The sequence below is a fragment of the Candidatus Goldiibacteriota bacterium genome (assembly GCA_016937715.1).
GTDB lineage: Bacteria > Oederibacteriota > PGYV01 > PGYV01 > PGYV01 > PGYV01.
Genome location: JAFGWA010000062.1, coordinates 1 through 13,343 on the forward strand (window position 1 = coordinate 1; position 13,343 = coordinate 13,343).

The window sequence follows — 13,343 nt, forward strand, 5'->3', positions numbered from 1 at the left end:
GAATTTACAGTTTTTTAACGTAAAAAGAGAGTAATAATGTTTTCAGGCGTTTTTTTTTAGTGATTAGTTTTAACCCGTGCTATAAAACCCTTGACTTTTAAGGGGTTTTAAACTATACTATAAAAAAGATTAAAAGGAGGGCACTATAAACATGACTAAAATTGAGATTGTGGACAAAATCGGTGAAAACATCGCGCTTCCCAAAAAAGACATTGAAAAAGTTCTTGATCAGTTTGTAAAAATTGCTCAGGACGCATTACAGGAAGGCACAAAGATTTCCGTTACAGGCCTTGGTTCCTTTTCTGTTAAAGAAAGAAAAGGCAGGCTTGCAAGAAATCCTAAAACCGGCGAAAAGGTTGAAGTTCCGGCAAAGAAAGTTGTTAAATTCAAACCCGGCAAAGAACTTGTTGAAGTAATGCTTGGGAAACCTCCGGCAGCACAATAAATAATAAAAAGATTAACTGAGGGATTATTTTGCGGTAATTTTTGTTTTGCATGACGGGAAAATATTTTCGTCTGATGTCTGTCCGGCGTTTGAAATACATATTATAATTAAGGAGATGTAAAAAGTGGCGGCAAAAAAAGTTACAAAAAAGACAGCTGTGAAAAAATCGGAAGAAAAACCAGTTAAAAAAGCTGCTGCAAAAGCAGTTTCCGGGAAATCCGATAAAGCTGAAATTAAATCTAAAGAAAAAATTGCCGCTAAAAAAACAGAAAAACCGGATGTTAAAAAAAGTGTAAAAAAGTTATCACCGGTAAAAGAAGAAAAAGAGATAAATGATGATCAAAAACCTGCGGTAAAAAAACCTGCGGCTAAAAAATCCGCGGTAAAAAAGCAGGATAAAGAAGTTAATACCGAAAAGAAAGCCCTTATAGTAAAAAAGGCAAAGGCGGACGTTCTTTCCGGCAAAACCGTATTGGAAGATGAAGAAAGCGAAGTGGAAGCCGCAAAGTTTTACGCGCCGCAGGCTAAAAGTGATGAATTAAAAAAATATGAAGCTTCTATAGAAAAAGGCAGTATGCACGAAGGCGAACTTCCCGAACGTTATTATGATAATAAACTTGTATTAATGGCGCGCGACCCTTACTGGTGCTACGCGTACTGGGACATTTCTCCCGAAGTAATGGCGCAGAATACACGCGCTGTTAAAGATGAATGGGGAAGGCACTGGCTTGTATTAAGGGTATATGATGTTACCGGGGTCAGTTTTGACGGGACAAATTCAAATAAATATATAGATATTTCCGTAACCGGGGACGCTAATAACTGGTATTTAAATGTATGGGAAGCCGGAAAAACATATCTTGTAGAGCTTGGTTTTAAAACCACCGACGGCCATTTTATTTCCATTGCAAGGTCAAATCAGGTAGGGACTCCCTTGGATTCTGTATCCACAATTATTGAAGAAGAATGGATGTCGGTTGATGAAGATTTTGATGAAATATTTAAATTGTCAGGCGGAGGTAAAAGTGGTATTGGCGCCTCTGAAAGGGCGGGTTTAAATCTTAACGAGACGCTGTCATCTCAGGGCGGGTCTGAAATTTACGGAAGCAATCAGGGTGTGCCGGGGGAAAAGAAACGCAAATTTTTCCTTGTGGCTGACACAGAGCTTATATTATACGGCGCAACCGAACGCGACGCAAAACTTACAATAAAAGGCGAGCTTGTAAAGCTTGAAAGTGACGGGTCGTTTTCGGCAAGATACCACCTGCCTGACGGCGTAATGGTTCTTCCGGTGGAAGCCACATCAAACGACGGCATTGATAATATCAAAATAACTTTTACCGTTGAAAGAAGCAAAAAGTAATTTATGAAAAAGGATCCTTCGGGATACTTAGCCCTAATACTGCACGCGCATCTGCCTTTTGTAAGGCATCCTGAATATAATGACCCGCTGGAAGAAAATTGGTTTTTTGAAGCCATAACAGAAACCTATATCCCTCTCATTAATACCTTCAATAAGCTTATTGATGATGGTGTTGATTTCAGGATAACAATGTCGCTTACCCCCCCTTTAATTTCAATGATGCGCGATGAAATGCTTCAGCTGCGCTATTTAAAACACATAAACAGGCTTATAGAACTTATTGAAAAAGAAGTAACAAGGACTAAATTTGAACCTCACTTTAACGAAACCGCGAAAATTTACAGGGAAAAATTTCATAATGCCAGGTTTGTATTTGAAGAGAAATGCAAAATGGACCTTGTATCAGCTTTTGCAAAAATTCAGGAATCCGGTAAACTTGAAATAATAACCTGCGGCGCCACGCACGGTTTTCTTCCGCTTGACCCGCAAAAGCACGCGGCTAACGCGCAGGTAAAAGTGGCTGTTGATCATTACACAGAGACTTTTGGAAGAAGGCCAAAGGGAATTTGGCTGCCGGAATGCGGTTACACGCCGGGCGATGATGAGATTTTAAAAAATAATGGCATAAGATATTTTATGGTGGATACGCACGGAATTCTGCACGGAAACCCCAGGCCAAAATATGGCGTCTTTGCGCCCGTTTACTGCAAATCGGGTGTTGCGGCTTTTGGGCGCGATATGGAATCTTCCAGACAGGTCTGGAGTGCCAAATCCGGCTATCCCGGTGATTTTAGGTACAGGGAATTTTATCGCGATATAGGATACGATCTGGATTATGATTATATAAAACCTTATATACACGAAAGCGGGATAAGGGTAAATACGGGAATAAAATATCACAAGATAACAGGGGGCGTGGACCTTTCGGGGAAACAGCCGTATAATTATTATGACGCGCTTGAAGCTGCCGCCACGCATGCCGGCAATTTTATGTTCAACAGGGAAAAACAGGTGGAACATTTAAGGTCGGTAATGAAACGCAAGCCTGTAATTGTGGCGCCCTATGACGCGGAACTTTTTGGCCACTGGTGGTATGAAGGCCCTAATTTTATTGATTACCTTTTAAGAAAAATGCATTATGACCAGAACACCGTTGATACTATAACGCCGTCTGAATACCTTGAAAAATATCCGGAAAATCAGGTGGTAACACCGGCCTTTTCAAGCTGGGGAGCCAAAGGCTACGCTGAATTCTGGTTAAATTCCACGAACGACTGGATATACAGGCACCTGCACAAGACTTACGAAAAAATGCACGATCTGGCCATTAAATACAAATTTAAGCCGATTGACCCGATGACAGAGAGGCTGCTAAAACAGGCGGCAAGGGAAGTGCTTCTGGCGCAGTCAAGTGACTGGGCATTTATCATGAGAACACAGACTATGGTTGAATACGCTGTTAAGCGTACTAAGAATCATATTATGCGTTTTTATAAAATAAACGATATGCTTCTCTCCGGAAATGTTGATGCGGAATACCTTATGGAAATAGAATTAAGGGATAATATTTTCCCTAGTATTGATTGGACATCGTTTACTTAAGTAATTTTGTAAATTATATATAATTGACAAAAAACTTGACAAAAACATTTTCTTATAGTATTATTTATGCAAGAACAGGACTTCAATCGACAGGTACCAAGGGGCGGTGGATACTATGGCGGCTAAAAAGAATGGCATTTCTACCGAAACGAAGGCGGACTATTTCAGGGTTTCATTAACACTTCCAAAAGAACTTGATGATTATCTGGAAAAGTTCGGTTCCGAAGCAAAATCAAAAGGCGGTTTCAAACTGGCCAAAACAACAATCATCCGTTCCATGGTCAGGGCATTAATGCATCTGAAAGTGGATCTGCAGGGAGTTAAACAGGAAGAAGAACTTGAAAAAAGAATAGAAGCCGCGTTTAAAAAGAACGGCAAGTAAACACTTTTAATGCGCATCTGAAAACCGGTGCGCATATCTATGCGCTGATAGAACCATAAAATCCTTTAATAATCATAATAATATCAAAAAAACTACGGCATAAAAAATGCTTATAGTATATCAACTTGATTTAAATAAATGTAAGGGGTAAAAAATGAAAAAGTTGATAACAATAAGCTGCGCCTTAATTATTCTGTTTAATTGCACGGGATGTGCCACGCTTGCTTCTTATTTTGTTCCTGAAAAAAAAGATAATTATCTTGAATACCTGAACCCAATGGCGGGATTTTATGAAATGGCAGAGAGACAGGAAAAAATAGATGCTTTTGGACAGAAAGAAAAACTAAAAACAAAAAACTCCCCTGAAAATACTGCTTTGACAATTGTTATGTCTGCGGTGTTTATTGCGGGGACGGCAATCGGCGCGACAACGGCATATAAAGATGCAGAACCGCATGTACGCAATGGGGCGTTTCTGTTTGGGATAATGGGCGCCTTACTTGGCGCTGTGGCAGGCTGTATTGTTGATGTTATTCTGTTTGCTGTAGTGTCTTAAGGTTTTTATACTACATATAGGACGTATAAGTCTTATAAGACCTATAAAACTGTCAGTTCTATTGAAAAACCTTCCATATATGATATAATCTTCTCATGAAAAAAATATTATTTATTTATGTATTTATATTAACCGCGCTATTTACGGCGGTTTTTGCTTTAACTACAGACGAACTTAAGCCGTCAGCGTGGGTAAATGATTACGCTGGTATAATGGATGAAGCCGGCAGGCTAAAGACAGAAACGCTTATAAACCTGCTCCAGGCACAGTCCGGCGCGGAAATAGCTGTTGTTACGCTTAACTCGCTTGAGGGTAATGATTTAAATGATTTTACAAATACGCTCTTTGAAAAATGGGGGATTGGTAAGAAAGGCAAAGATAACGGCATAATGCTTTTGGTCGCTTTAAGCGAAAGGAAGGTACGTATTGAAGTTGGATACGGGCTTGAAGGCGCAATTCCCGACAGCAGGGCCGGTTCCATAATCAGGGAGACAATTGTGCCGGCCTTCGGGCAGAATGATTATTCCGGCGGGATATATGCTGCGGTATATCAGCTTGCCGCAATTGCCGCGGCTGAAGCGGGAGTTGAATTAAACGTACAGGCGCCGGCAGCATATTCCGCGCAGGGTGCCGCAAGGCAGCTTATAAAAGGCGAAAAAATACTTATGGTTATCTTTATGATAATAATGATTCCCGTTATAATAAAAAATCCCTGGATACTGCTGTATCTGTTAAGCAGCGGGCGTGGCGGCGGCTACGGCGGCAGGGGCGGTTTTGGCGGAGGCTTTGGCGGTTTTGGAGGAGGAAGTTCCGGCGGCGGCGGCGCGTCGGGAGGATGGTAGTAAACATGCCGTATATGGATGAAATACACAGGAGGATACATGGATAAAAAAATTGAAAAGTTTATTAAAGAAGTAAAGACGGCGCTGGGAGAAAATCTTAAGTCGTTTATACTTTACGGTTCGGCGGCTTCAAACGACAGTTATAAGACGTCAGACATAAACACTCTTATTGTGGTTAAGGAATGCGATACAGTAACTTTAAAATCGCTTTCGGAGCCGTTTAAGAAATGGATAAAAACCAAAAATCCGGCTCCGCTTTTGTTTACTTATGACAGGATAAAATACGCTGATGATATTTTTCCGATGGAGTTTCTTGATATAAAGGAAAATCATGTAATGCTTTTTGGAGACGACATATTTAAAAAAATGAAGATAAGGACGCAGCACTTAAGGCTTGAAATAGAGCGCGAAATGAAGGGCAGTATTCTGCGGTTAAGGCAGGCATATATTCTTACAGGCGGAAACAGCAGGGATGTAATAAAACTTATCAGGGGTTCTGTTTCCACTTTTGTTGTTATTTTTAAAGCCATATTAAGGCTGTACGGAAAAAAAGTACCTGCCAAGAAATGGGATATTATTATGAATATGCCGAAGAACTTTAAATTGAACCACAGTATTTTCGCGGACGCGCTGGCTTTAAAAGAAGGGCGCGAAACTGTGGCGGACGCGAATATGTTTTTCAGCACATACATGGCGGAAATAGAGAAAGTAAACCTGATAATTGACAGGTTTAAAAAATAAAAACATAAGGAGAATTTTAAGATGAAAAGCGGGATGAAAGTACTGGCGGTGGTTCTTGGACTGGTGTTGCTTGTGGCTATGATTTTTGGGTCGGTTTATAACAAACTGGTTAAGTTTGATGAAGGCATAACAGCTGCCTGGGCACAGGTGGAAAATGTCCTTCAGAGGCGCGGTGATTTAATTCCAAACCTTGTAAACACGGTAAAAGGGTACGCGAAGCACGAAAAGGAAATTTTTGAAAACGTGGCGGCTGCAAGGGCGGGGCTTGCCGGAGCAAGAACTGTTGATGAAAAGGCAAAAGCGGCAGGGGTTATGGATACCGCTATTTCAAGGCTTTTAGCTATCGCGGAAAATTATCCGCAGTTAAAAGCAAATGAAAGTTTTAATAAATTAATGGATGAACTTGCAGGATCTGAAAACAGGATAGCTGTTGAGAGAAAAAAGTACAATGATGTTGTTCAGGCATATAACACAACTGTCAGGACATTTCCGGCAAATATAATAGCGGGCATGTTTGGTTTTCAGAAAAAAGAGGTTTATTTTAAGGCGGAAGAAGCAAAAAAAGAAGTTCCGGCGGTAAATTTTAATTAATGGTTTACGGCTTATTTGAAAGTAAATTCGGCACGGGAGCCGTTATCCTGTCTTCAGACGGCGCTGTTGTTGAAGTTTTTCTGCCGGCTGCGGGAATTGAAAAGATGGTGAATAAGAAGTATCCCGAAGCTGTAAGAAAAAGTATTAAAGAAGCCGCAATGCTGGAAAGTTATTTTGCGGGTAAGGATGAAAGTTTCAGGGATGTTAATGTGGATTTTTCAGGATTACCGTTATTCACCGTTAAGGTATTAAATGCAATAAGAAAAATACCGCGCGGTGAAACGGTGACGTATAAACAGGCAGCCGCCATGGCAGGCAATATTAAAGCCGCAAGGGCGGCGGGCAGCGCTTTGTCACGCAATCCCGTGCCGGTAATAATACCGTGCCACAGGGTACTGGCAAAAAACGGGCTTGGCGGTTTTTCGGCAGGGATTAAATGGAAGTTAAGGCTGCTTGAAATTGAAAAAAGAAAATTAACAGGGAGAGTTGCATGAAAAAAACTGTAAAAACTGTTCAGAAGAAAACGGTTTATAAAGCCGCCTGTGTGGACTGCGGCGCGCTTATACCTGAAGAACAGGTATGCGTAAAAGACGGGAAACATTATTGTGTATCCTGCGCGGTCAATGAAAAACAGCCGGGTTTTTATCCGCCTAAGGGTTTTTTAAGATTTCTTGTATATGTTTTATGTTTTAATCCGGTAATTGGTTTTCTTATAGGCACTTTGTACCATTCACAGCCGGATAAGGGAAATAAAGATTTTGCCCGCAAATGTTATATTATTATGGCAGTAGGGTTTGTGTTTGGCCTGTTTATTCTTATGCTGATGGCCGCTGCGGGAAGTTTTATGTCGGGCGCTGAAGGCGGGGCATACATACAGGAAGGATATTACTAAACGATGGAGATTAAAACTTCCGGTATTGTTTTAAAAAGGTTTGACAGGGCGGAAAATGACAACGTCACTTCTGTTTTTACGGAAGGCGCAGGCAAGATATACGTTGTTTCCAAAGGCACCAGAAAACCTGCCAGCCGTTTTAAAAATTCGCTGGAACTTTTCAGTTTAAGCGATTTTATGCTTACAAGAAAAAATCCTGATTCGCGTTATTTTACCCTTATACAGGCAAAGCCGCATAACTCTTTTGCCGGCATAAGAAGCAGTTTAAAAAAAATCGCGCTTGCTTATTACATCATAGAACTTGTGGAAAAATTTATGCAGCCGGAAGATATTAATAAAGAGATGTACAATCTTGCTTTAAAGACTCTTTTGGCGGTTGAAACCTGCGGGGTAAAAGAAGCGGCGGAGCACGGCGCAAGGTTTAAAGCCCAGCTTCTTAAATGCGCGGGGTTTAATCCGTCTGATGACGCGGAATTTCTGGATGCCCGCTGTGTTGAAACCTGCGTCAGAGAGCAGTTAAAAGAGATGGGCAGCGGGGATAATGGGTGCTATTCAGATGCCCTTAATAACATACTGGATTCATACATAACGACAGTCCTTGAAGAAGAACCGGAAAGCATGAAATTCTACGGGAGCATAAAATGAACAGGCGGATTGTTTATTTCTTTTTTGTATCCCTTTTTATGTTTTCGGCCTGTGTTTCATTTAAAGGGTCGGGGACAGCCGGCAGGGCCTCGGGGCCGAATGCAAACGCAAGGGAAGCCGTTGTAAACGCGGCCAAGAATATGCTTAACAGAAGCTATCAGTCTGGTTCATTGAACTGTTCCGGGCTTGCGCAGAAAGCGTATTCAAAGGCGGGCATAAGTATTCCAAGGACTGCTTTGTCGCAGTATTCAAAGTCAAAAAAGGTAGGCAGGTCAAACCTTGAAAAAGGGGATCTGGTTTTTTTTAATACCAACGGCGGCGGAGTGTCACACGTGGGCGTATATATAGGCGGCGGTGTGTTTATTCACGCCCCCAAAACAGGCGACTCTGTAAGAAAAGACGAACTTGAAAACGTCTATTGGAAAAGAGTTTATATGGGCGCCGGACATTTCTTTTAAGAGGTAATGACATGAGACTATTTAAAACAGCAGTCACAGGGGTTCTGGTTCTGGCTTTTATTATATCTTCGGGTATAATTAGCAGGGCTGAATTATATAATCTTGAAGTGCAGCAGGAAATTGAAAAAGAAGCACAGCTTAAAGACGCCGTAAAAAAGCCCGCAAAGAAAAAAGCAAAAAAGAAGCCTAAATTGACGGGTGAAGCCGCTAAAAGGGAAAAAATTGTAAATGCGGCCATGGCACTTATCGGGCAGGACTACTGGCCGGGCGGCACAGGCAGTGAAGATGATTACGGTTATGACTGTTCCGGGTTAACCCAGCACGCTTATATGGCCGCGGGTATTGCAATTCCCAAGAAATCAACAGAGCAGTACAGAAAAGCCACAATAATACTTCAAAGGGAATTGAAAAGAGGAGACCTTGTTTTTTTTAATACACGGGGAATGGGTGTAAATCACGTCGGTGTTTATATAGGCGGCGGCATGTTTGTACACGCGCCCGGAATTGGAAAGCAGATTCAGACCGCGGATTTAAATAAAAGTTATTGGGGTTCCAGGTTTTTTGGAGCGGGAAGATATATAAAATAAATTTACGCTGCGGGGGTAAAAATGGACTTAAAAAAGTTAAAAAGCCAGGTTACTTTTATTAAACTTATTGTTTTTGTGGTGTTTGCTGTTGCCATATTTTTTGCGGTTACGTCAAAACCAAAAATAAGCCCTGAACTGGCCGCCAATATGACAGAGGTGGTTTTTAAATCATTCGGCGGAGAAAGGGCGGACTGGGCGTGGACGCTTCTTGAGGATAATGGTTATGTGGCAGTGGGAGACACGGCGTCTTACGGAGCGGGGCTTACGGATGCATATCTTATTAAAACTGATTACGATGGCAGCCTTTTATGGACAAGAACTTTTGGCGGCGCCGGAAAAGATAACGGTATAGCGGTAATTAAAGGGCATAAACAGGGTTATGTCATAGCGGGGGGCACCGGTACTGATACCGCGGGCGAAATGGACGCGTATATAGTAAGAACAGACAGCGAAGGGGAAAAAATATGGGAAAAGACATATGGCGGCGAGAATTATGAATTTGCGTATTCTGTAACAAAAACGCGTGACGGTAATTATGTGGCAGCCGGATATTCAAGTTCTTTTAATGAAGAAAAAAATTCCGATATTTATATTTTTAAGTTTGATGAAAAAGGCAATAAAATATGGGATACAATTTATGGCGGCGCCGGCTGGGACACGGCATACAGCGTAATTGAAGCAAAAGACGGCGGGCTTGTTTATACGGGATATATTGACAAACAAAAAGAAGGCGAGACGGATATTATACTTATGAAAACTGACGCGGACGGAAACTGCAGATGGGCAAGGACATACGGCGGGGTAAGAAAAGATGTGGGAACAAATGTGATTGAAACAAAAGACGGCGGGTACCTGATAACCGGAAAGTCCACGTCTTATATAGGAAGAGGAATGGGATGGGATATAATTGTTCTTAAGACGGACGCAAAAGGAAATAGCCGCTGGGCGGCATTTTTACCCGCGGCAGAGTCTGATGTGGGATACAACGCCGTTGAAGAAAAAGACGGGTATGTAATAGCAGGGACTAAAAGGTGTTACGGAATATGTGACGCAAATGTTTACATGGCTAAAATTGACCTTGACGGCAATACTGTTTCGTATAAGATTTACGCCGGCAGCAAGGATGATAACTGCAGTTCTATAATAAAGGATTCAAAGGGTGATTATGTAATGGCTGGCACAACTTCATCCGCCGGAAATTTAAGCGGCGATATATTCCTTATGAAACTTGACCAGCAGGGAGTTAAGACCTGGTAGGGGCCAAGTAATTCTTCTAACGGATGTTAACGGCGCGATGTAATAGATTCTGTTTTTTTATAATATATCAATATTAAGATTATTTTTGATTCCTAAAGGAGAAGTATTCAATAATGGAAAAAACTTCAATTAATGGGTATAAGTTCTTTATATTTTCTGCGTTAATGGTTACGGGAACGTTATCTGCAGGCATATCATCGCACATAAATATTTTAACGGCCTTGTGTGCTTTAATACTTTTGTTGTATAAAAATGATAATTGTTATAAAACATCGGAAATAAGCGGGACTTTTATTGGGTGGATAATAATTATTCTTGTTATATTCCATATGGTTGATCCTTTTGGACCATATGATCAGATACAGGATGAATGGGCCGATACTGTGGCTACCGGTTTTTTTATAGATGGTTCAAGAAGTTTTTTTAATTATATGCAGGTTAACGGTTCAGCTCTTCCTTATGTCCCGCGTGCTATAATATCGCTATATGTTTTTATTACCGGCGGAATAGAAAATATAAGAATTATACCTCATATTTTGTTTCTTTTATCCTGTTTTGCTTTTTATTTTGCAGGAAAAGAAATGCAGGATAAAGAACTTGGGCTTTCGATGGTGTTAGTATATGCGCTATCGTCGTTGTCTCTTTATACATCAAGACATATGGTTGCAAACAGCTACTTTCCGCTGCTTATTCCCTTATGTTTGGGTCTTTTGTTTAAACTATCAAGAACCGGCCTCTATTCTGATATGGTGTCTTTCTTAGCTGTTTTTTTTATGGGTTTTTTTACTTACGCGGGCTGGTTTTTTGTTGTGCCGGGATTGTTTTTAGGAGCTATAATAAACAGGAAAGGTTTAAACAGAAAAAAATTTATTTTTCTTATGTCGGCAATGTTTTTATTATCATCTGTAGGTTTGTTTTTGTACATGAAGTGTCCTCATTCTATTTCGAGAATTACGTCTTCGGAAGGGTTCAATTCTGCTGCGGATATATTTGACCGTGTAATATTGGCTGTTAAACTGTTGCCCAATATACTTACAAAAGCAATGGGTACTCCTTATGGGTTTTCGAATACTTTCTCTGTATTGTCATTCACGGAGATTTTTCTTTTCATAGGAGGCGTTATTTTTGTATTTAAAAAAATTAGAACAACCAGCAGGTTGACAGTATTAATTGGTTTAATTTTCTCGTTTGCGTCTTTGGTTCCGGATGGAGCCATGCATCACCACCTTAGGCACATAGTAATGTATATATATTTTTTAATAATCACATCATTTTTTGTAAGGTTTTTAATAGAAACAAAATATTTTTACCCTGTTATTTTAACGGCATTATTTAGTTTCTTTTTTGTTTTTGTTGAGATGCATCTTTTCTGGGAAACAAACAACAAAATCGATAATTCAATTGAGAAGATAAATAGTTTCATAGAAAAACGAAGCGGCTCAAAGCAGGCCTTTGTGTTGCATGAAGCGGTTCCTTATGGTATTAATGGTATTGCCTTTAATAGCATCCGCAAGAAGATTATTATGCCGGCAATTAACTCTGATGTATGGATTGTGTCGGATTTTTTTAATAAAGATCTTATTGAGAAGGCTTTTAATGTTAGAAAGATAAAAATCATTTATTCTAATGTATCAGGGAAAATCCCTTATTTTATATATGAAATTAAGGTTATGACTGAAGAACAGGCGCGTCTTCTTTCAGATCTAAAAATTACATTGAAAAAAATTAATGTTCTGATGTGGGAATATCGCTATGATGATGCGGTATTGCTTGCCTGGAAATCGGAGTTGAATAATCCTGATTCGCCCGATAAAATATTTTATAATAACTGTTTAAGAATGCAGGCGATTGAATCTTGTTATGCGTTAAATGATCCGAAATGTGCCTACTTGTCGTTCTTTAATTATGAAGAAAGAATACAAAAAAACGCACTTTTTTATTATTATCAGGGAAAGACAGCTTTAATGTACGGTTATAAAGATCAGGCGGCTGAGTCTTTTCGTAATGCTGAACGTCTTGCGCCATGGTGGAAAGCAATAAAACAATATATAGAATAGACGTTTTTGTATATGGCAGAAGAAATTATTATTTTAATGAAATGTATAATTTTAGGCGAATTTTCTGGTAATATATTATTTTAATTAATCTTTTAAAAAAAGTGATTTTGTTTTTCTTGGGTAACCAATTATTAAATCAGGAGACGCATACGTGGCACTAAAAATACATATGACGCCATTTATTTTGATTAACAAAGTATGAAAGTTCATACTTTGGTTTCAGAAGATTACGGGGAAAATACTTATATTGTGGAAACGGGTAATAATAAAGCCATAGTAATAGACCCGGGAGTGGAATATCCGCGGATTTTATCTTTGCTTGAAGAAAACAAACTTGAAGTTGAATATGTCCTGCTTACGCACGGACATTACGACCATACAATTGCGGCAGAAAATTTCAATTCATCTATTATCTATGCTCACGCTGAAGAAAAAGAGCTGCTGGCAACTCCTGCATACAATCTTTCCGCCTATACAGGGCGGCAAATAAGTGTAAAAAACATTAATTATATAGAGGGCAACGAAGCGCGGGTTAACGGCATGAAATTCTATCACACCCCCGGGCATACTTCGGGCTGTATGGTAATTCTGATAGGGGATATCCTTTTTTCAGGGGATACGCTTTTCTATGATACGGTGGGAAGGACAGACCTGCCGTCGGGGGATTCCAGAAAACTTAAAAACAGCCTTAAAATATTTGATAAATTTGATAAAGATATAACGGTTTACCCGGGTCACGGCACACCATTTACGCTTAGGGATGCTTATAAAATAAACTATTTTCTCAAGTGATTTTATAAGGTTTTTTTCTGCTGTTTTCATTTTTTTACAATAAAAATCCTGTATTTATCCATTGACAACGGATAATAATTACAATATAATCAATTTACTCAAATGAATAAATGAGAAAGTGCGTTTTAACTTA

Annotated in this window: 16 protein-coding genes; all 16 read left to right on the forward strand. The window is 39.8% G+C overall.

The window, feature by feature from the left end:
• Positions 1 to 151 precede the first annotated feature (151 nt).
• Complete coding sequence (locus JXR81_07060; protein MBN2754610.1) at positions 152 to 445, forward strand: integration host factor subunit beta; 294 nt, start codon at positions 152 to 154, stop codon at positions 443 to 445.
• A gap of 124 nt (positions 446 to 569) precedes the next feature.
• A complete protein-coding gene (locus JXR81_07065; protein MBN2754611.1) occupies positions 570 to 1,808 on the forward strand; it encodes a DUF4912 domain-containing protein in 1,239 nt (412 codons plus the stop codon).
• 3 nt (positions 1,809 to 1,811) lie between these two features.
• Entirely contained in the window at positions 1,812 to 3,410 is a 1,599-nt protein-coding gene (locus tag JXR81_07070) for a DUF1957 domain-containing protein (protein MBN2754612.1), read from the forward strand.
• A 115-nt stretch (positions 3,411 to 3,525) separates the two neighbouring features.
• A complete protein-coding gene (locus JXR81_07075; GenBank protein ID MBN2754613.1) occupies positions 3,526 to 3,792 on the forward strand; it encodes a hypothetical protein in 267 nt (88 codons plus the stop codon).
• Between the two features lie 154 nt (positions 3,793 to 3,946).
• A complete protein-coding gene (locus JXR81_07080) occupies positions 3,947 to 4,348 on the forward strand; it encodes a hypothetical protein (GenBank protein MBN2754614.1) in 402 nt (133 codons plus the stop codon).
• A 95-nt stretch (positions 4,349 to 4,443) separates the two neighbouring features.
• Entirely contained in the window at positions 4,444 to 5,190 is a 747-nt protein-coding gene (locus JXR81_07085) for a TPM domain-containing protein (protein ID MBN2754615.1), read from the forward strand.
• Positions 5,191 to 5,229: 39 nt separating this feature from the next.
• Positions 5,230 to 5,931 (forward strand): hypothetical protein, encoded by a 702-nt coding sequence (locus JXR81_07090; GenBank protein ID MBN2754616.1) that lies wholly within the window; start codon positions 5,230 to 5,232, stop codon positions 5,929 to 5,931.
• A gap of 21 nt (positions 5,932 to 5,952) precedes the next feature.
• A complete protein-coding gene (locus tag JXR81_07095) occupies positions 5,953 to 6,522 on the forward strand; it encodes a LemA family protein (GenBank protein ID MBN2754617.1) in 570 nt (189 codons plus the stop codon).
• The gene (locus tag JXR81_07100; protein ID MBN2754618.1) at positions 6,522 to 7,016 is read left to right on the forward strand and encodes a methylated-DNA--[protein]-cysteine S-methyltransferase; all 495 of its coding nucleotides are present in this window, start codon (positions 6,522 to 6,524) and stop codon (positions 7,014 to 7,016) included. Before JXR81_07095 ends, JXR81_07100 begins: the two co-directional genes overlap by 1 nt.
• The gene (locus JXR81_07105) at positions 7,013 to 7,414 is read left to right on the forward strand and encodes a hypothetical protein (protein MBN2754619.1); all 402 of its coding nucleotides are present in this window, start codon (positions 7,013 to 7,015) and stop codon (positions 7,412 to 7,414) included. Before JXR81_07100 ends, JXR81_07105 begins: the two co-directional genes overlap by 4 nt.
• A gap of 3 nt (positions 7,415 to 7,417) precedes the next feature.
• Positions 7,418 to 8,059 (forward strand): DNA repair protein RecO, encoded by a 642-nt coding sequence (recO, locus tag JXR81_07110; protein ID MBN2754620.1) that lies wholly within the window; start codon positions 7,418 to 7,420, stop codon positions 8,057 to 8,059.
• Entirely contained in the window at positions 8,056 to 8,517 is a 462-nt protein-coding gene (locus JXR81_07115; protein ID MBN2754621.1) for a C40 family peptidase, read from the forward strand. The genes recO and JXR81_07115 overlap by 4 nt, the downstream gene beginning before the upstream one ends.
• 11 nt (positions 8,518 to 8,528) lie before the next feature.
• Positions 8,529 to 9,104 (forward strand): C40 family peptidase, encoded by a 576-nt coding sequence (locus JXR81_07120; protein ID MBN2754622.1) that lies wholly within the window; start codon positions 8,529 to 8,531, stop codon positions 9,102 to 9,104.
• A gap of 21 nt (positions 9,105 to 9,125) precedes the next feature.
• The gene (locus JXR81_07125; GenBank protein MBN2754623.1) at positions 9,126 to 10,361 is read left to right on the forward strand and encodes a hypothetical protein; all 1,236 of its coding nucleotides are present in this window, start codon (positions 9,126 to 9,128) and stop codon (positions 10,359 to 10,361) included.
• Positions 10,362 to 10,603: 242 nt separating this feature from the next.
• Positions 10,604 to 12,418 (forward strand): glycosyltransferase family 39 protein, encoded by a 1,815-nt coding sequence (locus tag JXR81_07130; protein ID MBN2754624.1) that lies wholly within the window; start codon positions 10,604 to 10,606, stop codon positions 12,416 to 12,418.
• Positions 12,419 to 12,616: 198 nt separating this feature from the next.
• A complete protein-coding gene (locus tag JXR81_07135; GenBank protein MBN2754625.1) occupies positions 12,617 to 13,210 on the forward strand; it encodes an MBL fold metallo-hydrolase in 594 nt (197 codons plus the stop codon).
• Positions 13,211 to 13,343 lie beyond the last annotated feature (133 nt).

Bases quoted from the DNA above. Each gene is read 5' to 3' on its own strand.
- JXR81_07060 (MBN2754610.1), top strand. From the start codon at position 152: ATGACTAAAATTGAGATTGTGGACAAAATCGGTGAAAACATCGCGCTT.
- JXR81_07070 (MBN2754612.1), top strand. From the start codon at position 1,812: ATGAAAAAGGATCCTTCGGGATACTTAGCCCTAATACTGCACGCGCAT.
- JXR81_07075 (MBN2754613.1), top strand. From the start codon at position 3,526: ATGGCGGCTAAAAAGAATGGCATTTCTACCGAAACGAAGGCGGACTAT.
- JXR81_07080 (MBN2754614.1), top strand. From the start codon at position 3,947: ATGAAAAAGTTGATAACAATAAGCTGCGCCTTAATTATTCTGTTTAAT.
- JXR81_07085 (MBN2754615.1), top strand. From the start codon at position 4,444: ATGAAAAAAATATTATTTATTTATGTATTTATATTAACCGCGCTATTT.
- JXR81_07090 (MBN2754616.1), top strand. From the start codon at position 5,230: ATGGATAAAAAAATTGAAAAGTTTATTAAAGAAGTAAAGACGGCGCTG.
- JXR81_07095 (MBN2754617.1), top strand. From the start codon at position 5,953: ATGAAAAGCGGGATGAAAGTACTGGCGGTGGTTCTTGGACTGGTGTTG.
- JXR81_07100 (MBN2754618.1), top strand. From the start codon at position 6,522: ATGGTTTACGGCTTATTTGAAAGTAAATTCGGCACGGGAGCCGTTATC.
- JXR81_07105 (MBN2754619.1), top strand. From the start codon at position 7,013: ATGAAAAAAACTGTAAAAACTGTTCAGAAGAAAACGGTTTATAAAGCC.
- recO (MBN2754620.1), top strand. From the start codon at position 7,418: ATGGAGATTAAAACTTCCGGTATTGTTTTAAAAAGGTTTGACAGGGCG.
- JXR81_07115 (MBN2754621.1), top strand. From the start codon at position 8,056: ATGAACAGGCGGATTGTTTATTTCTTTTTTGTATCCCTTTTTATGTTT.
- JXR81_07120 (MBN2754622.1), top strand. From the start codon at position 8,529: ATGAGACTATTTAAAACAGCAGTCACAGGGGTTCTGGTTCTGGCTTTT.
- JXR81_07125 (MBN2754623.1), top strand. From the start codon at position 9,126: ATGGACTTAAAAAAGTTAAAAAGCCAGGTTACTTTTATTAAACTTATT.
- JXR81_07135 (MBN2754625.1), top strand. From the start codon at position 12,617: ATGAAAGTTCATACTTTGGTTTCAGAAGATTACGGGGAAAATACTTAT.